Source organism: Serratia sp. TSA_130.1 (genome assembly GCF_052691795.1).
Window position 1 is genome coordinate 33,096 of record NZ_JBQZFS010000006.1, and the last position, 20,048, is coordinate 53,143.

Consider the following 20,048-nt stretch of genomic DNA (forward strand, 5'->3'; position numbering starts at 1 on the left):
GCGGCGCTGATGAAAAGAGAGAAGTCTTGATGAGTATGGTTACTGACGCTTCCAGCAGCAAAATTCAGGTACGCGATCTGAACTTCTACTACGGCAAATTCCATGCGCTGAAGAACATCACGCTGGATATCGCCAAGAACAAGGTCACCGCGTTTATCGGCCCATCCGGCTGTGGCAAGTCCACCCTGCTGCGCACCTTCAACAAGATGTACCAGCTGTACCCGGAACAGCGTGCGGAAGGCGGCATTCTGCTGGACGGCCAGAACATCCTGACCGACAACTCGGATATCGCGCTGCTGCGCGCCAAGGTCGGCATGGTGTTCCAGAAGCCGACGCCGTTCCCGATGTCGATTTACGACAACATCGCCTTCGGCGTTCGCCTGTTTGAAAAGCTGTCGCGCGCCGATATGGACGAGCGCGTGCAGTGGGCGCTGACCAAAGCGGCGCTGTGGAACGAAACCAAGGACAAGCTGCACCAGAGCGGCTACAGCCTCTCCGGCGGCCAGCAGCAGCGTCTGTGCATCGCCCGCGGCATCGCCATTCGTCCGGAAGTGCTGTTGCTGGATGAGCCTTGCTCGGCGCTGGATCCGATCTCAACCGGCAAGATTGAAGAGCTGATCAGCGAGCTGAAGGCTGATTACACCGTGGTGATCGTGACGCACAACATGCAGCAGGCGGCGCGCTGCTCCGACTCTACCGCATTTATGTATCTGGGCGAGCTGATCGAGTTCAGTGATACTGATAACCTGTTCACTGCGCCGCAGAAAAAGCAGACTGAAGACTACATCACTGGCCGTTATGGTTGATAGGAAGCATCATGGATAACCTGAATTTAAACAAACACATTTCCGGCCAGTTCAACGCAGAGCTCGAGCATATCCGCACCCAGGTGCTGACCATGGGCGGGCTGGTGGAGCAGCAGCTGACCGACGCCATCACCGCGATGCACAATCAGGATGGCGAGCTGGCCAAGCGCGTGATCGAAGGCGACGCCAAGGTCAACATGATGGAAGTGGCGATCGACGAAGCCTGCGTGCGCATTATCGCCAAGCGCCAGCCGACCGCCAGCGATCTGCGTCTGGTGATGGCGATCATCAAAACCATTTCCGAGCTGGAACGCATCGGCGACGTGGCGGACAAGATCTGCCGCACCGCGCTGGAGAAGTTCTCGCACCAGCACCAGCCGCTGCTGGTCAGCCTGGAGTCGCTGGGGCGCCACACCGTGCAGATGCTGCACGACGTGCTGGACGCGTTCGCGCGCATGGATCTGGACGAGGCGATCCGTATTTACCGTGAAGATAAAAAGGTCGACCAGGAATACGAAGGCATCGTACGTCAGCTGATGACCTACATGATGGAAGATTCGCGCACCATTCCGAGCGTGCTGACCGCGCTGTTCTGCGCTCGTTCTATCGAGCGTATCGGCGATCGCTGCCAGAACATCTGCGAATTTATCTTCTATTTCGTCAAAGGACAGGATTTCCGTCATTTGGGCGGCGACGCCCTGGAAAAGCTGCTGTCTCCGGGCGGTAAAGACGAAAAAGACGACTAACCCTTTCCGGGTAATATCCTTCCAAGGCGCGGTTTCCCGCGCCTTTATTCCATCTTAAGCTCGTAAAGATAAAAAGGTTATAAATATAGCTTTTTATATTATTTCCTGACCTATGTGGCGCTTGCTAGCTTATCCGCCAGCAGGACATCAACCACTTAGGAGCTTTCTATGAAACATCGCGCTTTGGCCTTAACGTTGTTAGCCAGTCTGACCGGTTTCGCCGCCGGCGCCGCGCACGCGGACAAACTTGACGATATCAAGCAAGCCGGCGTGGTGCGCATCGCGGTGTTCGACAGCAACCCGCCGTTCGGCTACATCGATCCGCAGAGCAAGAAGCTGGTGGGCTACGATGTGGATGTCGCCGACGCGATCGGCAAAGCGCTGGGGGTGAAAGTGGAGCTGCGCGCCACCAACCCGGCCAACCGCATTCCGCTGCTGGTGTCGAAGAAGGTTGACCTGATTGCCGCCAACTTCACCATTACCGACGAGCGCGCCAAGGAAGTGAACTTCAGCGTGCCGTACTTCGCCACTGGCCAGAAATTCATCGCCCGCAAAGGCGTGTTGAAAACGCCGGAAGACATCAAGAAGCTGCGCATCGGCGCGGATAAGGGCACGGTGCAGGAAATCACCCTGCGCGAGCGTTTCCCAACGGCGAAAGTGATCTCCTACGATGATACCCCGCTGGCGTTTGTGGCGCTGCGTAACGGCAACGTGCAGGCGATCACTCAGGACGACGCCAAGCTGGTCGGCCTGCTCGGCAACCTGCCGGCGGCGCAAAAGGCGGAGTTTGAAATTTCGCCGTTCAGCCTGACCAAAGAGTATCAGGGCGTGGGCATTCCCAAGGGTGAAGATCGCCTGACCGCCGCGGTGAACGAGACGCTGATCAAGCTGGAAAAAGACGGCGAAGCGGTTAAGATTTACGATCGCTGGTTCGGGCCGGAAACCAAATCCGCTCAACCGCGCGGCGATTTCAAAATCGCGCCTTTGGATCAGCAACCAAAAGCCTGACTTAACCGCTTGCGGTGAGATAGGCACGGAGGGGCGCAGCTTGCTGCGCCCCTGATGCATTCTGCAAGACAAGGATTGAACATGAACCTGGACTGGCTGCTGGCGCCGCAATACCTGAGCTGGCTGTGGCACGGTTTTCTGCTGACGCTGTGGCTTTCCGCCTGTGCGGGGCTGGCGGCTACGCTGCTGGGCTTTGTGCTGGCGGCGATGCGCGACAGCAGCCTGCGGCCGTTGCGCTGGCTGGCGATGGGGTACAGTTCGCTGTTTCGCAATACGCCGCTGCTGGTGCAGCTGTTCTTCTGGTACTTCGCCGCCGGGCAGATCCTGCCGTCCGCCGCCATGCAGTGGCTGAACAGCGCCCATCAGGTTGGCCCGCTTGAGTGGCCGTCGTTCGAGTTTCTCGCCGGTTTCTTCGGCCTGACGCTATACTCCACCGCCTTTATCGCCGAAGAGATCCGCTCCGGTATTCGCGGCGTCGCCGGCGGGCAGAAATATGCCGCTCAGGCGCTGGGGCTGACCGGCTGGCAGGCGATGCGCTATGTGGTGCTGCCGCAGGCGCTGAAAATCGCGCTGCCGCCGCTGCTGGGCCAATACATGAACGTGATCAAGAACTCGTCGTTGACCATGGCGATCGGCGTGGCCGAACTCTCTTACGCCTCGCGTCAGGTCGAAACCGAAACCCTGCGCACTTTCCAGGCGTTCGGCGTGGCGACGGTACTGTATATCGCCATCATCGCGCTGCTGGAAGGCTGGGGCATGTGGCGACAACAGCGTAAACCGCTGGGAGGGCATTGAGATGGATTTCAGCGTGATTCACGACAACCTGGGCTACCTGCTGTGGGGCACCTGGCCGGATGGGCCGCTGGGCGGCGCGGCGCTGACGTTGGCGATCAGTCTGATGGCCGGGGTCGCCTCGGCGGTGCTCGGCACCCTGCTCGGCGTGGCGCTGGCGATGTCGCGCGGCATCGCCGCCGGGCTGCTGGCGGCGGTGTTGGGCTTTTTCCGCGCCATTCCGGTCATCATGCTGATCTTCTGGACCTATTTCCTGTTGCCGATGGTGTTTGGCGTCGAGATCCCGGAAATCACCACCGTCGTGTGCGCGCTGGCGCTGATCGCCTCGGCCTATCTGGCCCATGCGGTGAAAGCCGGCATCGCCGCGATCGGCCCCGGTCAGTGGCAGGCCGGGCTTTCTCTGGGGCTGACCCGCTGGCAGACGCTGCGCATGATCGTGCTGCCGCAGGCGCTGCGCATGATGGTGCCGTCGTTCATAAACCAGTGGATTTCTCTGATCAAAGACACCTCGTTGGCTTATATCGTCGGCGTTGGCGAACTGACCTTCCTGGCGACCCAGGTCAACAACCGCAGCATGGTCTACCCGATGGAAGTATTCCTGTTCGTGGCGCTGGTCTATTTCGTGTTCTGCCTGGCGCTCGATCTGCTGGCCAACGCGGTCAACCGCCGCTTCGGCGCGCAAACCCGCGGCCTGAAGCGCTCCTGGCGCTGGTGGCGCAACAAGCCGCCGTTGCCGGCCAGTTAATCGGCCGTCAGCCGCCAGCCGCGTTCGCGCCACAGCGCGGGCAATTGCGCCAGGTCGTCAAACGTCGTCACCAGCGGGTGGTCGATCGGCGGGTTATGCGGATCGGCGCAGAAGTAAAAGACCGGGATGCCGGCATTGATGCCGGCCTGCGCGCCGGCGGGCGAATCGTCCACCAGGATGCAGCGCGTCACCGGCACCTGCATCTGTTCGGCGGCGTGAAACACGATCGCCGGATCCGGCTTCCAGCGCTGAATGTCATAGCCGCTGAACAACCGGTCATCAAAATAAGGCAGCATGCCGGTCAGGCCGAGCGAGTGCTGCATCTTGCTGACCGGCCCGTTGGAGACGGTGCAGACTGGCACCGTCACCTGCGCCAGCAGCTCGCGGGCGCCGGCAATCTGTTGCAGTTCGCTGTCGAACAGCCGCGCCACTTCCTGCCGATACAGCGGCTCCAGCGTCTCTTTTACCAGGTCCGTGCCCTGCTCGGCGTTGACCCGATCGATGATCTCGTACAGCTTCACCCCTTTGTATTTCTTGAATACCTCTTCCAGCGACAGATGAATGCCGTAGCGGGCGAACATATGGACATAGGCTTTGCTGCACAGCACTTCGCTGTCCACCAGCGTGCCGTCGCAGTCGAACAAAATGCAGTCAATCTGATTCATGCGGGACAGGTTCCTTCGGGTTAACGCCGCTGAGGCCGCTCAGCGATCACTTGATCAGGCTACGCGCCTTGAGATCGTGCAAAATCAGCGCGGCGACGTGTGAACACTGCGGCAGATCGCGGCTGTCGCACCACTTCAGCTCGGCGATTTCGGCGGCCGGCTGCAACTGCCCGGTAAAGTCGGCCTGGTAGCAACGAATGCGCACCTGAGTGCCGTCCTGCTTGCCGTCCGCCGGGCCGGTGAACTCGCCGTAAAACGCGATGGATTGCGGCTGCAGCGCAACGGTCAGCTCTTCGTCGATTTCGCGGCACAGCGCCTGCTCATCGGTTTCACCCGCTTCGCGCTTTCCGCCCGGTACATAAAACAGCGTCTTGTTGTGCGAGCGCACCAGCGCCACTTTGTCATCTTTCAGCGCGATCAACGCGAGCTTATCGATAAAGGTCGAAGACATGCGGGTTCCTGTTTTTTTAGCGGGTAGGGTAAGAGATGCGATAGGCCATTTTATCGGCCGTGTCGGCAAACGGCAACGCGGCGGGCTGTGATGGAGAATGAATGCCTGTAAATACAAGCCGTTGACGCGTTTAGCCGTAAAGACGGCGAAAAAAACCTGTGACCGGCGTCAAAAGCCCCATTTTTTGTTATAGGATAGCCGGCGACTGTCCATTCCCATTTTCGGAATTCTGATAATGACCAAACCAGTATCTGGCCTTGACGCTGAGCAAGGCTTGCTTGGGCGTGTGTTTAAACTCAAGCAACATGGCACGACGGCGCGTACGGAAACGATTGCCGGTATCACCACTTTCCTCACCATGGTGTATATCGTGTTCGTTAACCCGCAAATTTTGGGCGCGGCGGGCATGGATACCCAGGCGGTATTTGTCACCACCTGTTTGATCGCCGCCTTCGGCAGCATCTTTATGGGCCTGCTGGCGAACCTGCCGGTGGCGTTGGCGCCGGCGATGGGCCTGAACGCCTTCTTCGCCTTCGTGGTGGTCGGCGCGATGGGAATCTCCTGGCAGGTGGGCATGGGCGCCATCTTCTGGGGCGCGGTCGGCCTGCTGCTGCTGACCATTTTCCGCATTCGCTACTGGATGATCGCCAACATTCCGATCAGCCTGCGGGTCGGCATCACCAGCGGCATCGGTCTGTTCATCGGCATGATGGGGCTGAAAAACGCCGGCATCGTGGTGGCCAACCCGGACACGCTGGTGACCATTGGCAGCCTGACCTCGCACAATGTGCTGCTGGGGGCACTCGGCTTCTTCATCATCGCCGTGCTCTCTTCGCGCAACTTCCACGCGGCGGTGCTGGTATCGATCGTGGTCACCACCCTGATCGGCTGGATGCTGGGCGACGTGAAATACGGCGGCCTGTTCTCCTTGCCGCCGAGCATCACCTCGGTAGTGGGCCAGGTCGACGTGGCCGGCGCGCTGAACATCGGGCTGGCCGGGGTCATCTTCTCGTTTATGCTGGTGAACCTGTTCGACTCCTCCGGCACCCTGATCGGCGTCACCGATAAAGCCGGTTTGACCGACAATCAGGGCAAGTTCCCGCGCATGAAGCAGGCGCTGTACGTTGACAGCATCAGCTCGGTGGCCGGTTCGCTGGCGGGCACTTCTTCCGTAACCGCTTACATCGAAAGCTCATCCGGCGTCGCCGTGGGCGGCCGCACCGGTTTGACGGCGGTGGTCACCGGCCTGCTGTTCCTGCTGGTGATCTTCCTGTCGCCGCTGGCGGGTATGGTGCCGGCGTATGCCGCCGCCGGCGCGCTGATCTACGTCGGCGTGCTGATGACCTCCAGCCTGGCGCGGGTGAAATGGGACGATCTGACCGAAGCGGTACCGGCGTTTGTCACCGCGGTGATGATGCCGTTCAGCTTCTCGATCACCGAAGGCATTGCGCTCGGCTTTATCTCCTACTGCGTGATGAAGCTCGGTACCGGCCGCTGGCGTGAAATCAGCCCGTGCGTGGTGGTCGTGGCGCTGCTGTTTGTGCTGAAGATCGTCTTCGTCGACGGCCATTGACAGCCAAAGGGCCGACGTCCGTCGGCCCTGAAACCCTAGACTCCCGGCGTCGCATCCGGCGCCCGATCCAGCACCCATTGCAATGGCCGCCTGAAGCGCGCCTGCCAACTGCCGGCGGCATCCTCCCCTTGGGCGAAGTGCAGCGTCTGCACCTGATTATCCTCTCCGAACAGATTGGCGAAGTGCAATGCCAGCGCCTGCTCGCTGAAGTTCTGCCGATCGTAATACGCCATCACGATTTTCTTTTTCGCCGCCAGCGACTGCTGGGCCGGCTTGATCTCGCCGTTGGGGGCGATCAATAGCGCGCCGGCGTAAAACTGCGGGTACTTCGCGATCAGATTGGCGGCGTGCAGCGCACCCTGGCCGCGAGCGCTGAGATAAATCCGCTGGGGGTTCAGCTTTAACTGTGGAGCCAGCTGTTGCACCGTACGCTGAAGGGCGGCCTGGGTGCTTTCGTCGCTGTAATTCGACCAGCGGAAGCTGTTTTCCGACAACATCTGCGTGCCGTTGATCTCGATATAGGCCACGCCCATTTCGCCGAACAGCAGCCGTTCCTCGGGGCTGATGGCGGCGGCCTTGCCGTAGGTATGCAGGAAGATCACCGTTGGCCAACCTTCGGGCGGCGCTTCGCCGTCCGGTATCGCGTAGCTGGCTTTGCCTTCATAGCGGCGGGCGTGCTGCAGATAGCGCGCTTTGGTGGCGGCCAGAATGGATTGGTAGGTGGCGGAATGCTGGATGCTGTTGAAGGCGTCGTCCTCCAGCAGATTGTAGTAGTACCACAGGCCGCGATCGGCGCTCAGCTGCAGATAGCGCTCCGCCAGCTCGGTTTGCCCTTTCTCCGCCGACGATACCGCCAACTGGTAGGGGGCCCAGACGTTGCGGCCGTCTTCGCGCATCAGCGTCAGGTACAGCGACATGGCGCCCAGCTTTTTATCTTCCTGGTTTTGCGCGGATCGCGACAGTTGGGCGTTAAGCGCACTGTGCGCAGGCAGCTCCAGCGGCTCTTCACCGGCGGGATAACGCATGTCTGCGGCGAAAGCGGGACTGGTGATGGAAACGAAAAATAACGCTAAAATGAAAAAATACATGATGCTATGGCTTTAATTTCAATAAATTGGCGGACTTCATGTCCTGTTGCGGCGCCCTGCGGGCGCCGCGAGACCGTCATTCCACGCGGCGAATGAAATCGCTGAACGCGGACAGCTGGCCGGTCAGGAAATCCAACGTTCCCTGATCGCTCAGTTCACCGGCCTGTTCATCGACCTTGTTCTGGATCACGCCGCCCATAAACTCGGGCTTGTTCATCACCATCGCATCCAGGAACACCAGGATCTGGCGCAGGTGGTACTGGCAGCGCGCGCCGCCGATGGGCCCCATCGAGCTGGTTTGAATGGCCACCGGCTTGCCGGCCAGCGGTTGATTCGGCAAGCGAGACAACCAGTCGATGGCGTTTTTCAACCCGCCGGGCACGGAATAGTTGTATTCGGGGGTGATGATGATCACGCCGTCGGCCTGGCGGATCTGCTCTGCTATCGCTTCGACCGCGGCAGGGAAACCCTCACCCTGTTGCATGTCGGCGTCGTACAGCGGGATATCGCGGATGGAAGGCAGCGCTTCAATGGTGACGCCCTGCGGAGCCAGGCCTGGCAGGGCGCGGGCCACCATGGCGTTGTAGGAGCCTTTGCGCAGGCTGCCGAGCAGAGTGACGATTTTTAAGGCTTGGTCTGACATGATGATTCTCCCTTTCGAATGAGCAGATTCAGCGGACAACATGGGCGAATAGTAGGCTAAAGCTCGGGTCGAGAATAGGCGATTGCTCAACATTTAGCTGTTTTTACAAATTACGGCAGAAATTCGTGCGGTAAAAACGGCTTTATCCGCCTTGCGCCACGTTAACCGGGCGTCTTCAGGCCCGTCAGTTTGACGAATCGCGAGGACGCCGCCGGGCTGCGGGGCGAGATTTCCCCGTCTTTGTGCAGGCCGCGGCGCTCTTCGTAGCGCCAGCACAGCAGGCGATCCAGCCCGGGGCTGCCGGCGCAGGCCCAGCTCAGGTATTCATCGGCGTCGCTCATCACCTGAACGTCCGGCGTGGCGCTGGAGCGCAGGTGCCCGGAGAACGGATGCAGACGCAGCGTAGACTGGCCGCTGTTGCCCAGGCCGGAAATTTTCAGCACGCTTTGCCGGATGCTCCACAGCTGAGTTTCCGCCTCCAGCCGATCGTCCTGCGCGCCGATCCAGGCACTTTCCGCCGGCGTCTGATGCGCGTGTTGCAGCGCGCTTTGCCGGGTGCCGCGCGCCCGCATCACTTCGATATCCAGTCCGACTTTGCCTTCGTCGCTGAGCAGCACGCCCACGGTGTTGCTGGCGTAGGCGAGGCTAAAATCGGGCAGCTGATGATCGGCGAAGCAGGGGCGGCCGGTCGGGGTGGTGGCTATAGGGGGAAGCGTCGGCAGGCCGTACAGGTAAAACATCATTTCGGCGAGCAGAATGCGCCCTTGCAGGTAACGCGTGCGGCGCTTAACGGAAAAGGTGCGGGTGGCGGCTATCACTTCGTCGGAGAGTCTCTGGGTATCCAGGACAGCGGAGGCCGGGGTCCATCGGGCAAAATGACACGCCATTGTTCACTCCATGACAGAGGGTCGCTAAGAACGCAGGGGTGTTAGATTAAGACTAAGTTGAGGATTTATCATCAAAAAACACTATGCGGATTATCCGATTTGTTGGCTTTTGCGCTGTGCAGGAGGGGATGGGGGCATGCAAGGCGAAGGTTATTCAGACCTCAAATCGCGTTGCGTAACGGGGTCGTGCATAAAATTAATCAGTTCCGAAGCCAGCCGCTTTCGAATCGACGGCGTCCAATGAACCCATAAAATATCGCCTGATAAGAAAAAGTTGGCGGAGAGAGCAGGATTCGAACCTACGACACGATGACTCGTGTGGATTTAAGAAACGGTTAGTTTCTTAAATCTGGCTTAAACCACTCGCCCACCTCTCCGCATTCGTTTGTTGGAAATATAAAACCACATAATAAAAATGGTTAAAATAACCTGAACTTGAAAATGTGAGCAAACCCACAAAAACCCTATTTATTGTGGGTGTTTATTAATTATCAGAGTCAGGTCACTAAATTTACATTAGCTATTGTTATAAAAAGTTGGCGTCATTGGCTACGAATAGGGAAGAAGGGTATGCCAGATCTCGAATTAATGCCGCTGCAAAGCGCCGATTTTTATAAGACAGCTGAACGTGTTGTTTTTAAAGAATATAAATGTAACTGCAAAAAAGGTTGGAAGGGTGAAGATCGCTTTATCGTCTACAAAGCCGATCAGAATGGGATCGCTGAGGTTATCAACAATGAGGTTTCAAATAACAACGTTGAAGACCTCATCGCGCTGGCATCGTCTTTTTTGACGGATAAGGTGGTGATTTCCGGTGGGCATACCGTGGTTAATTTGGACGATCGTTTTTCTGTCAGCAGTGAAGTGGAAAAGTCCGCGCGCTTCTGCATCGACTACATTGCCGAATCCATCAGACGGCTCAGTGTTCAGCCTGACTTCTTGATGGAAATAAATGATTTCTATATGGAAAAAAGTGATGGCAGCGAGATAGACGGCGCTAACGAATTCAGGAAGATGGCGACATCGCCGTACATTATTCCGGAAAAAATAAACGACTACATTCTGGCGTCGAATCAACGTCATGGCATTGATATCAATGCATTTTATGTCAGTGAGAAAAACATGGCGGATCGCTTTAAACGCCACATTAAAAACCGTATGGATAAAGAGGCGTATTTTCAGCGCCAAGACGGAAATGTGAAGATGACGGTGGGTGAACACGCGTTCGATATCATCAAGGAAAATAAACCGACCTGCGCGGCGGGAAATGCTGCGACGTTCAGGGCTATTCGGTATCGCATTTCCTCCAATAAAATCTTTGATAATTACACGTCGCATATTGGCGTTTTTCCGCTGTGTTCACGCGTCAACGTGCTTAACGGCTATCGTGCGGCCGCGACTTTTTACGATAACTTCGCTTTGCCTTCTTTACTGGTCTTCTTCGGCAAATCCTGTTTCGAATGACATTTTTGTGCCAGCTGGCTATGCGTCACGCATAGCCATGATGGTCGAGCATCATCATGAAAATCTCACACCTGTATTGGCCTGTCACTTTCTTCTCCACGGCATTCGGCGCCGGGATTTTCTTTTTGCCACAGGCGGTGGGGCCGGGCGTGCTGGGGATGAAAGTGTTCATGCTGTTTATCGTTATCGCCATGTCGGTATCGATGATGGCGCACTATCTTTTTTTCAAATTCATCATTTCGCACCCGGAGAAAGATTTCCTGGCGGCATCATCGACATTTATCGGCGAGCGGGCAGCGGCAATCGTCTGTGTGCTGTTTATTTTGTCGATGATTATTATCGTGCTGATAAATTTCATCACCTTGGTCAACGTCGTCGCGTCTTTTTTCCACAACGGATTCTGGGTCAGGGGCGGCATTTCGCTGTTGCTGAGTGCCGCGCTGTCGGTGGCATGGTTGGCGTTTAGTCAGCGAATCGAGCACCTGATTTCCAGAATGGCACTGGTTTCTATCGTACTGGTGGCGATCCTGGCGGTGTTTTTCCTGTTACAACCTGCGGTGGGGCAGCAGGCGGTGCAGGCGCCGCCTGGCATTTCATTGCAGACGTGGCTGCTGCTGCCGATTTTTCTTTTTACATTTAACTTTACCCCGTGCATCCAGCGCTTTGCGAAAAGCGCCTTACGACCGCAGGCGCGCAGTATTCTGTTTGGCAAGGTACTGATCATGGCGTTTATCGTCATGATCGTTATCGCCATCAGCCGTTTGCTGACGCTGGATGACATCTCAATCATTAACAGCCGCAATGTGGATGCGCTGTTTTATACCGCCGGTTTGACCGGCAACGCCACGGCGTGGTTAGGCGCTGCCCTGTTGCTGTGTTTACTGACCGGCGGCGCCTATATCGGCACGTTGACCGGCGTGATCGATGGCATTACGTCCTTCGGCGTGGCGGGCAAAAAGAGAATCATCGCAGGGAATATCGTTGTCTGTACGTTTATTGGCGCGATCAACCCGAGCATTATCAAGATCATCTCGGGCTGGTCGATACCCGTTATCGTGATGACCGTCTTTTTCATCCCATCACTGTATTTTTTGCTACGGGGCGACGGCAGGCAAAAGGGGATCGGCGTCGTCGTGCTGGGCTGCGGGATCGCGGTAATCGCAACGTTGTTGGTGTAAAGCGGCACGCTTAATCCAGCACCAGCCTATCGCCGGTGGCCGGCGCGATCCCTTCCGGCAGCCATAGCCGGCCCCAGGCGCCGGTACAGTGGCAGCCCATAATCTTTTCCGGCTGATGCTGGCGCAAAAAACGGCGGACGCGCCAGAGCGTGCGCGGGGAAGCGCAGCGCAGATGAAAACCGCCGATCAAGGCGTGGATCCGATCGATCCCGGTGATTTGCTGGCAATGGCGCACGATATTGACGATCCCGCGGTGCCCGCAGCCGGTCACGATCACCAGACCGCGATCCGATTTGTAAATCAGCACCCCTTCGTCAATAACGTAATCTACCGCTGCGTTCTCCCCGGCGATCACCCCGTAGGCGCGGGGTGCGGGCACCGCGATTTCGCCTGACCACATAAAGCGATCGCCGATCGCCAGCGGCTCTCGGCTGTATTGCATGCGGTGGCGCGAGTAGTCGATATCCAAAGAGAGCTTTTTGATTTTCCGAGTGTGGCCCAGCACCTTCAGCGCCGCATAGCGCTCATCGCCGACCTGCGGGTGGCAGATGATACGGCTGTTGTCTGGCAGCCAGGCGACGCCGCCGCAGTGGTCATAGTGGCCGTGGGAGAGCACCGTCGCGGTGATACGGGAGAGATCGACACCCATCAGCGCCGCATTGCGCAGAAAGCTGTCGTCGGGGCCGGTATCGAACAGTATGGACGTCGTATCATCCTCAATCAGCAGGCTTAACCCGGCCTTGGCCTGCAATAGCGGGTTGGCGCCGGCGGCGCGGCGGTTTTCCAGCAGTACCCTGAGGGTCAATGCCATGTTGACTCGTTCCTGAGAGAGATTCCTGACTGGCCAGTATAGCGCGGGACGCTGCGGCGGCTCTGTGAGCCGGCGCGCAGAGCCGGCGCGCAGAGCGAGAGCGGAAAAGAAAAACGGCCGGAACAAGGGCTTGTCCCGGCCGTGAAGGCGTCTGGCGGTGTTACTTGCCGATACAGAAGCTGGAGAAAATGCGGCCCAGCAGATCGTCGGAGGTGAATTCGCCGGTGATTTCGCTCAGGGCCAGCTGCGCCTGGCGCAGTTCCTCGGCCAGCAGCTCCCCCGCGTAAGCGCTCACTAACTGTTCTTTGCCCTGTACCAGATGCTGCGCCGCCAGTTCCAGCGCCTGCAGGTGGCGGCGGCGCGCCAGGAAGCCGCCTTCCATGTTGCTGGTGAAGCCCATGCTCTGTTTAAGATGATCGCGCAGCACATCGACGCCTTCGCCGGTGCGGGCCGACAGGCGAATAAGTGAGTGGTTATTCACTTCCGTCATACCCAGCGTTTCACCGGTGATGTCGGCTTTGTTGCGCACCACGGTGATAGGTAGCGTGCCTGGCAGGCGCGCCATAAACTCCGGCCAGATCTCCGCCGGCTCGGTGGCGGCGGTGGTGGTGCCGTCAACCATAAACAGCACCCTGTCGGCCTGTTCGATCTCGTTCCATGCACGTTCGATGCCGATGCGTTCCACTTCGTCGCTGGCGTCGCGCAGGCCGGCGGTGTCGATGATGTGCAGCGGCATGCCGTCGATATGGATGTGTTCGCGCAGAACGTCGCGGGTGGTGCCGGCGATATCGGTGACGATCGCCGCCTCGCGTCCTGCCAGCGCATTGAGCAGGCTCGATTTGCCGGCATTGGGGCGCCCGGCGATCACCACCTTCATCCCTTCGCGCAGCAGGCTGCCCTGGCGCGCTTCACCGCGCACGTTGTCCAGATCCGCCATCACGTCGTTGAGCTGCGCCTCGATTTTACCGTCGGACAGGAAGTCGATTTCCTCGTCCGGGAAGTCGATCGCCGCTTCCACATAGATTCGCAGGTGAGTGAGCGCTTCCACGAGCTGGTGGATGCGGGTGGAGAACGCGCCCTGCAGCGAGTTCATCGCCGAACGCGCCGCCTGCTCGGAGCTGGCGTCGATCAGATCGGCAATCGCTTCGGCCTGCGCCAGATCGAGTTTGTCGTTGAGAAACGCGCGCTCGGAGAACTCGCCCGGCCGCGCGATGCGCACGTCGGGCAGCGCCAGCACGCGCTTGAGCAGCAGATCGAGGATCACCGGCCCGCCGTGGCCCTGCAGTTCCAGCACGTCTTCGCCGGTAAAGGAGTTCGGCCCCGGGAACCACAGCGCGATGCCCTGATCGAGGGTGGCGCCCGTAGCGTCGCGGAACGGCAGATAGTCAGCGTAGCGCGGCTTCGGCAGCTTGCCGAGCAACGCCTGGGCGACGTCTTTGGCCTTGCTTCCGGAAATGCGCAGAATGCCGACGCCGCCGCGTCCCGGCGGGGTGGCTTGGGCTACGATGGTATCGGTGGTGCTCATAACGGTTCTCTCTGACGATTAAGATGCAAAAAGGCGGTCTAATGACCGCCTTTGGGGTGACTGCAAGGGTCGGCGCGCCGAACCCCTACAATACGCTTAGCTTTTTTTCTTGTCGCGGCTGTGCAGACCGCGTTTTTCCAGACCACGGTAAATCAGCTGCTGCTGCAGGATGGTCACCAGGTTGCTGACGATGTAGTACAGCACCAGACCGGACGGGAACCACAGGAAGAACACTGTGAAGATCACCGGCATGAAGGTCATGATTTTCTGCTGCATCGGGTCAGTCACGGTGGTCGGCGACATCTTCTGGATGAAGAACATCGTCACGCCCATCAGGATTGGCAGGATGTAGTACGGGTCTTGCGCCGACAGGTCATGGATCCACAGGGCGAACGGCGCGTGGCGCAGCTCGACCGAACCCATCAGCATGTAGTACAGCGCCAGGAAGATCGGCATCTGAATGATCAGCGGCAGGCAGCCGCCGAGCGGGTTGACTTTCTCCGCCTTGTACAGCGCCATCATCTCTTGGCTCATGCGCTGCTTGTCATCGCCGATGCGTTCGCGCATCGCCTGCAGCTTCGGCTGCAGCATGCGCATTTTCGCCATCGAGGTGTACTGCGCCTTGGTCAGCGGGTACATGATGCCGCGCACGATGAAGGTGATGATGATGATGGAGAAGCCCCAGTTGCCGATAAAGCCGTGGATGAACTTCAGCAGTTTGAACAGCGGCTGGGAGATGAACCACAGCCAGCCGTAATCCACGGTCAGGTCCAAGTGCGGCGCCAGTTGGGCCATCTGGTCCTGCAGCTCCGGGCCGACCCACAGGGTCGCGTTCAGCTGCTGCTGAGCGCCAGGCTGCACCACGACCGGGGTAGATTTGAAGCCGATGGTGGACAAGTTGTCACCCGGTTTGGCGGTGTAGAAGGTGTTGTCACCCTTGGTCGCCGGTACCCACGCGGTGGCGAAGTACTGCTGCAGCATGGCGACCCAACCGTCTTTGGTGGTGACGCTCAGGTTTTCGTCTTTGTCGAACGCGTATTTCTGGTACTTGTCCTCGCTGGACGAGTATGCCGCGCCGCGGAAGGTGTGCAACGCGAAGTTGCTGCTGCCGGTATCGCGGTGCTTAGGCAATTCGGTGGTCTGCTTCAGCTGGCCGAACAGGGTCAGCTCCAGCGGCGCCGCGCCTTTGTTGTCGATGCTGTAATCCACGCCGACCGCATAGTGGTTGCGTTTGAGCACGAAGGTCTTGGTGTAGACCGCGCCGTCTTTATCGGTGTAGGTCAGCGGGATGCGCAGCTCGTCCTGGCCTTCCGGCAGGGTGTAGCTGTCCTGCGCCGCTTGGTACAGCGGGCGTTCGCCGTTGGCCGGGTTGTCCGGGCCGTTTTTACCGGTCAGGCCGCTTTGCGCCTGATAGACGAACGACGGAGTGGTTTCCAGCAGTTGGAACGGAGTCGATGAACCCAGAGTTTCCGGGTAGGCCAACAGTTTAGCCTGCTCGATATCGCCACCACGGGTGTTGATGGTCAGTGACAGCACGTCGGTGTTCACGGTAATCAGCTTACCCTGACCACTGGCTGGCACGGCCTGGCTGGCGGCATCACCGGCTACTGCGTTCGAAGTCTGTTGCGTGGTCTGTGCGGCCGGCTGCGGAGCGTTGTCCGTTTGCCATGCCTGCCAGATCATGAAAGACACGAACAGCAGAGCGATGAGGAGAAGATTGCGTTGCGAATCCATCGTTAGTGTTCTCTGTTATCGTCGGTTTTTGGCGGCACCGGATCATCGCCACCTGGGTTCAAAGGGTGGCATTTTAATACGCGTTTCAATGCTAACCAACTGCCTTTTATCATGCCAAACCTGCTTAATGCCTCAATTGCGTAATGAGAGCATGTCGGCTGGAAGCGACAACGAGGCCCTAGCAGCGGACTGATGACGAGCTGATAGGCCCGCACCAGCCCGATCAGGATGCGGGAGCCTGGCGACAGTGGCGACGCCATAATTTATCCAAAGCTTCCGTCAGCGCGCGGTTATCCAAATCCGCTATCCCCTTTTTGGCCACCACGACAAAATCCATCGCCGGTAATTCGTGCTGGCGCAGGCGGAAGCTTTCGCGGGTTAGGCGTTTGATCCGATTACGCTCGTGCGCGCGTTTGACGTGTTTTTTGGCGACGGTAAGACCGATGCGGGGATGCCCCAGCTGGTTCAGGCGGCCGAGGATGGTGATTTGCGGCGTGCCAGCCCGTTGTGGCTGCTGGAAGACGAAAGTGAAATGAGTGGGAGTTAACAAACGTAACTCCCTGGGAAAAGCGAGCTTAACCACTCAGCGGGTTAGCTTTATTACTTAGAAACAGTCAGACGAGCACGGCCTTTCGCACGACGGCGGGCCAGAACTTGACGACCATTTTTGGTGGCCATACGAGCACGGAAACCGTGGCTACGGTTGCGCTTCAATACGGACGGTTGGAAAGTGCGTTTCATAGCGATTTCTACCTAAACTTAAAATAATTACTGATCAGTAAACGCGTTTGGCTACTCGGCGTGAAGATGACCGACGCCTCAATCGCAATACATAAAGAAGCGGGATTGTAATAATTGTACAGTCCTGAGTCAATTCGCATCGCGCCAGCCTACCTGGTTGTCTGCCAATAACGGCACAAAATCCGGTCTTGGCCCGTGGTCACCGCAGAATCCTGTCTGGCTAATGACGCACCATAAGGAACCAGGTATCACACGTAGGGCGAAGATTATACGGACTCGGGGTGAAATCGCAAGGATCCCCGTGAGATCCTTTGCGCGCGATCCCAGGATCCGACGTGGATAACAGGGTATAACCGGTTGACAATGTAAAAAACGCGGCGCAGAGGCCGGGATCTGCGTGGTCATGCGGCGCCGGCGGCGAAAAGATCGCCGCCGGCCGCGGCCTGTGGATAAAATGGATCTAATCTGTGAGGAAGGGGAGGATCTCTTGCGCGGATTGCGCTATGATCCGTCATTCCGATCGCGATCCCTCATGCCGGGATCGTGAGGGACACAAACCGTGAAAGGCGGTTCGCATCCCCCACAGGCAAACAGCCGATGCCGGGTATGTGTCAAAAATCATGAGTTATAAAAAAGTTGCCCGTTTCTTTTCTTTATTGATCTTGTTCGAGTGGAGTCCGCCGTGTCACTTTCGCTTTGGCAGCAGTGTCTTGCCCGATTGCAGGATGAGTTACCTGCCACAGAATTTAGTATGTGGATTCGCCCATTGCAGGCGGAACTGAGTGACAACACCCTGGCGCTGTACGCGCCTAACCGTTTTGTGCTGGATTGGGTTCGCGATAAGTACTTAAACAATATCAATGGTCTGCTGAATGATTTCTGCGGCACGGATGCGCCTTTGCTGCGTTTTGAAGTCGGCAGCAAGCCGATCACGCAGGTGATCAGCCAGACCGTGACCGCCAGCGTCAGCAGCGCTCCTGCGGCCCCGGCGGCGCGCACGGCCGCGCCTTCGCGCCCGAGCTGGGACAACGCGGCGGCGCAGCCCGAGCTCTCTTACCGCTCCAACGTCAACCCCAAACACACCTTCGACAACTTCGTCGAGGGTAAGTCAAACCAGCTGGCGCGCGCGGCGGCTCGCCAGGTGGCGGACAATCCGGGCGGCGCCTACAACCCTTTGTTCCTGTATGGCGGCACCGGCCTGGGTAAAACCCACCTGCTGCACGCGGTCGGCAACGGCATCATGGCGCGCAAGGCCAACGCCAAAGTGGTCTACATGCACTCGGAACGCTTCGTACAAGACATGGTCAAAGCGTTGCAGAACAATGCCATCGAAGAGTTTAAGCGCTACTACCGTTCGGTCGACGCGTTGCTGATCGATGACATCCAATTCTTCGCCAACAAGGAGCGTTCGCAGGAAGAGTTCTTCCATACCTTTAACGCCCTGTTGGAAGGCAATCAGCAGATCATCCTGACTTCGGATCGCTACCCTAAAGAGATCAACGGAGTGGAAGATCGTCTGAAGTCCCGCTTCGGCTGGGGGCTGACGGTGGCGATCGAGCCGCCGGAGCTGGAAACCCGCGTGGCGATCCTGATGAAAAAGGCCGACGAAAACGACATTCGCCTGCCGGGCGAAGTGGCGTTCTTCATCGCCAAGCGCCTGCGTTCCAACGTGCGTGAGCTCGAAGGGGCGCTGAACCGCGTGATCGCCAACGCCAACTTTACCGGCCGGGCCATCACCATCGATTTCGTGCGCGAAGCGCTGCGCGATCTGCTGGCGCTGCAGGAAAAGCTGGTCACCATCGACAATATCCAAAAGACGGTGGCGGAGTATTACAAGATTAAAGTCGCGGATTTGCTGTCCAAGCGGCGTTCGCGATCCGTTGCCCGCCCGCGCCAGATGGCGATGGCGCTGGCGAAGGAACTCACCAACCACAGCCTGCCGGAAATCGGCGATGCGTTTGGTGGCCGCGACCATACCACGGTGTTGCACGCCTGCCGGAAGATCGAGCAGCTGCGTGAGGAAAGTCACGACATCAAAGAAGATTTCTCCAATTTAATCAGAACATTATCTTCATAGCGCTATGAAATTTATCGTTGAACGTGAGCATCTGCTAAAACCGCTGCAACAGGTGAGCAGCCCGCTGGGCGGCCGCCCGACCTTGCCGATCCTGGGCAACCTGCTGTTGCAGGTGACGGAAGGCTCCCTGCTGCTGACCGGCACCGATCTGGAGATGGAGATGGTGGCGCGCGTCGCCCTGTCCCAGCCGCATGAGCCGGGCGCGACCACCGTGCCCGCGCGCAAATTCTTTGATATCTGCCGTGGCCTGCCGGAAGGGGCGGAGATCGCCGTCACGCTGGAGAGCGAGCGCATGCTGGTGCGATCCGGCCGCAGCCGTTTCTCGCTGTCCACGCTGCCCGCGGCGGACTTCCCGAACCTGGACGACTGGCAGAGCGAGGTGGAATTCACCTTGCCGCAGGCGACGCTGAAGCGCCTGATCGAAGCCACCCAGTTCTCGATGGCCCATCAGGACGTGCGTTACTACCTGAACGGCATGCTGTTTGAAACCGAGGGCGAAGAGTTGCGCACCGTCGCGACCGACGGCCACCGCCTGGCGGTGTGCTCGATGCCGATCGGCCAGCAGCTGCCGTCGCATTCGGTGATCGTGCCGCGTAAAGGGGTGATGGAGCTGGTGCGCTTGCTGGACGGCGGCGATTCGCTGCTGCAGCTGCAGATCGGCAGCAACAACATTCGCGCCCACGTCGGCGATTTCATCTTCACGTCCAAGCTGGTTGACGGCCGTTTCCCGGACTATCGCCGCGTTTTGCCGAAGAACCCGGACAAAACGCTGGAAGCCGGCTGCGATCTGCTCAAGCAGGCGTTCGCCCGCGCGGCTATTCTCTCGAACGAGAAATTCCGCGGCGTGCGGCTGTACGTCAGCCAGAATCAGCTGAAGATCACCGCCAACAACCCGGAACAGGAAGAGGCGGAAGAGATCCTCGACGTCAGCTACGACGGCGCGGAGATGGAGATCGGCTTCAACGTCAGCTACGTGCTGGACGTGTTGAACGCGCTCAAGTGTGAAGACGTGCGCCTGCTGTTGACCGACTCGGTCTCCAGCGTGCAGATCGAAGACGGCGCCAGCCAGGCGGCGGCCTACGTTGTCATGCCAATGCGGTTGTAGTCTCGTTAC

The 20,048-nt window shown here is 58.5% G+C and carries 22 protein-coding genes and 1 pseudogene; 10 read left to right on the forward strand and 13 right to left on the reverse strand.

All coding sequences use genetic code 11. From position 1 onward, the window contains the following. Positions 1–35 precede the first annotated feature (35 nt). The 5 genes from pstB to ACUTQY_RS19075 all read left to right on the forward strand — a co-directional run bounded on the left by pstB (position 36) and on the right by ACUTQY_RS19075 (position 4,097). Positions 36–806: a phosphate ABC transporter ATP-binding protein PstB gene (pstB, locus tag ACUTQY_RS19055; RefSeq protein WP_016929614.1), complete on the forward strand. Its 771-nt coding sequence runs from the start codon at positions 36–38 to the stop codon at positions 804–806. Between the two features lie 11 nt (positions 807–817). After that, on the forward strand, positions 818–1,552 hold the full coding sequence (gene phoU, locus ACUTQY_RS19060) for a phosphate signaling complex protein PhoU (protein WP_004933833.1): 735 nt from the start codon (positions 818–820) through the stop codon (positions 1,550–1,552). Positions 1,553–1,720: 168 nt separating this feature from the next. After that, complete coding sequence (locus ACUTQY_RS19065) at positions 1,721–2,560, forward strand: ABC transporter substrate-binding protein (RefSeq protein WP_025304747.1); 840 nt, start codon at positions 1,721–1,723, stop codon at positions 2,558–2,560. A gap of 81 nt (positions 2,561–2,641) precedes the next feature. Next, positions 2,642–3,355 carry an amino acid ABC transporter permease gene (locus ACUTQY_RS19070; protein ID WP_033645154.1) on the forward strand — a complete coding sequence of 238 codons (714 nt, stop codon included), beginning with the start codon at positions 2,642–2,644 and terminating at the stop codon, positions 3,353–3,355. A 1-nt stretch (position 3,356) separates the two neighbouring features. Then, positions 3,357–4,097: an amino acid ABC transporter permease gene (locus ACUTQY_RS19075; protein ID WP_033645153.1), complete on the forward strand. Its 741-nt coding sequence runs from the start codon at positions 3,357–3,359 to the stop codon at positions 4,095–4,097. Here the strand turns inward: ACUTQY_RS19075 and yieH are convergent. Together yieH and ACUTQY_RS19085 are read right to left on the reverse strand one after the other, a co-directional pair. Beyond that, positions 4,094–4,762: a 6-phosphogluconate phosphatase gene (gene yieH, locus ACUTQY_RS19080; protein ID WP_033645152.1), complete on the reverse strand. Its 669-nt coding sequence runs from the start codon at positions 4,760–4,762 to the stop codon at positions 4,094–4,096. The genes ACUTQY_RS19075 and yieH overlap by 4 nt on opposite strands. A gap of 46 nt (positions 4,763–4,808) precedes the next feature. After that, positions 4,809–5,213 (reverse strand): NUDIX hydrolase, encoded by a 405-nt coding sequence (locus ACUTQY_RS19085; protein WP_033645151.1) that lies wholly within the window; start codon positions 5,211–5,213, stop codon positions 4,809–4,811. A gap of 235 nt (positions 5,214–5,448) precedes the next feature. Between ACUTQY_RS19085 and ACUTQY_RS19090 the strand changes: the two genes are divergently transcribed. Continuing rightward, positions 5,449–6,786, forward strand: a complete 1,338-nt coding sequence (locus ACUTQY_RS19090; RefSeq protein ID WP_046687992.1) for an NCS2 family permease — start codon at positions 5,449–5,451, stop codon at positions 6,784–6,786. A gap of 35 nt (positions 6,787–6,821) precedes the next feature. Here ACUTQY_RS19090 and ACUTQY_RS19095 read toward each other — a convergent pair whose 3' ends face one another. From ACUTQY_RS19095 to ACUTQY_RS19110, 4 genes and pseudogenes are all read right to left on the reverse strand, one after another. Then, positions 6,822–7,874, reverse strand: a complete 1,053-nt coding sequence (locus ACUTQY_RS19095; RefSeq protein WP_033645149.1) for a hypothetical protein — start codon at positions 7,872–7,874, stop codon at positions 6,822–6,824. 76 nt (positions 7,875–7,950) lie between these two features. After that, positions 7,951–8,517 (reverse strand): NADPH-dependent FMN reductase, encoded by a 567-nt coding sequence (locus ACUTQY_RS19100; RefSeq protein ID WP_046687993.1) that lies wholly within the window; start codon positions 8,515–8,517, stop codon positions 7,951–7,953. A 161-nt stretch (positions 8,518–8,678) separates the two neighbouring features. Continuing rightward, positions 8,679–9,404: a 4'-phosphopantetheinyl transferase family protein gene (locus ACUTQY_RS19105; protein ID WP_033645147.1), complete on the reverse strand. Its 726-nt coding sequence runs from the start codon at positions 9,402–9,404 to the stop codon at positions 8,679–8,681. Positions 9,405–9,679: 275 nt separating this feature from the next. Next, positions 9,680–9,781 (reverse strand): annotated as a pseudogene (locus ACUTQY_RS19110). Between the two features lie 193 nt (positions 9,782–9,974). On the opposite strand from ACUTQY_RS19110, the gene ACUTQY_RS19115 reads away from it, so the two are divergent. After that, the gene (locus ACUTQY_RS19115; RefSeq protein WP_089185144.1) at positions 9,975–10,868 is read left to right on the forward strand and encodes a hypothetical protein; all 894 of its coding nucleotides are present in this window, start codon (positions 9,975–9,977) and stop codon (positions 10,866–10,868) included. 25 nt (positions 10,869–10,893) lie between these two features. Here ACUTQY_RS19115 and ACUTQY_RS19120 read toward each other — a convergent pair whose 3' ends face one another. After that, complete coding sequence (locus tag ACUTQY_RS19120; RefSeq protein WP_226772979.1) at positions 10,894–11,040, reverse strand: hypothetical protein; 147 nt, start codon at positions 11,038–11,040, stop codon at positions 10,894–10,896. Here ACUTQY_RS19120 and ACUTQY_RS19125 point away from each other — a divergent pair. Further along, positions 11,039–12,046, forward strand: coding sequence for a threonine/serine transporter (locus ACUTQY_RS19125; protein ID WP_230358662.1), 1,008 nt, complete (start codon positions 11,039–11,041; stop codon positions 12,044–12,046). The genes ACUTQY_RS19120 and ACUTQY_RS19125 overlap by 2 nt on opposite strands. 10 nt (positions 12,047–12,056) lie before the next feature. On the opposite strand, the gene ACUTQY_RS19130 is transcribed toward ACUTQY_RS19125, so the two are convergent. The 6 genes from ACUTQY_RS19130 to rpmH all read right to left on the reverse strand — a co-directional run bounded on the left by ACUTQY_RS19130 (position 12,057) and on the right by rpmH (position 16,857). After that, the gene (locus ACUTQY_RS19130; protein WP_016929603.1) at positions 12,057–12,857 is read right to left on the reverse strand and encodes an MBL fold metallo-hydrolase; all 801 of its coding nucleotides are present in this window, start codon (positions 12,855–12,857) and stop codon (positions 12,057–12,059) included. Positions 12,858–13,017: 160 nt separating this feature from the next. Continuing rightward, positions 13,018–14,382 carry a tRNA uridine-5-carboxymethylaminomethyl(34) synthesis GTPase MnmE gene (mnmE, locus tag ACUTQY_RS19135; protein WP_033652323.1) on the reverse strand — a complete coding sequence of 455 codons (1,365 nt, stop codon included), beginning with the start codon at positions 14,380–14,382 and terminating at the stop codon, positions 13,018–13,020. A gap of 96 nt (positions 14,383–14,478) precedes the next feature. Then, on the reverse strand, positions 14,479–16,116 hold the full coding sequence (yidC, locus tag ACUTQY_RS19140; RefSeq protein WP_033645144.1) for a membrane protein insertase YidC: 1,638 nt from the start codon (positions 16,114–16,116) through the stop codon (positions 14,479–14,481). Positions 16,117–16,118: 2 nt separating this feature from the next. Further along, entirely contained in the window at positions 16,119–16,376 is a 258-nt protein-coding gene (yidD, locus tag ACUTQY_RS19145) for a membrane protein insertion efficiency factor YidD (protein WP_004933881.1), read from the reverse strand. Next, positions 16,340–16,699 carry a ribonuclease P protein component gene (rnpA, locus tag ACUTQY_RS19150; protein WP_004933883.1) on the reverse strand — a complete coding sequence of 120 codons (360 nt, stop codon included), beginning with the start codon at positions 16,697–16,699 and terminating at the stop codon, positions 16,340–16,342. The genes yidD and rnpA overlap by 37 nt, the downstream gene beginning before the upstream one ends. 17 nt (positions 16,700–16,716) lie before the next feature. Next, positions 16,717–16,857, reverse strand: coding sequence for a 50S ribosomal protein L34 (gene rpmH / locus ACUTQY_RS19155; RefSeq protein WP_000831330.1), 141 nt, complete (start codon positions 16,855–16,857; stop codon positions 16,717–16,719). Between the two features lie 682 nt (positions 16,858–17,539). On the opposite strand from rpmH, the gene dnaA reads away from it, so the two are divergent. Together dnaA and dnaN are read left to right on the forward strand one after the other, a co-directional pair. Further along, complete coding sequence (dnaA, locus tag ACUTQY_RS19160) at positions 17,540–18,934, forward strand: chromosomal replication initiator protein DnaA (protein WP_004933889.1); 1,395 nt, start codon at positions 17,540–17,542, stop codon at positions 18,932–18,934. A 4-nt stretch (positions 18,935–18,938) separates the two neighbouring features. Continuing rightward, positions 18,939–20,039: a DNA polymerase III subunit beta gene (dnaN, locus tag ACUTQY_RS19165; RefSeq protein WP_004933892.1), complete on the forward strand. Its 1,101-nt coding sequence runs from the start codon at positions 18,939–18,941 to the stop codon at positions 20,037–20,039. Positions 20,040–20,048: the final 9 nt, after the last annotated feature.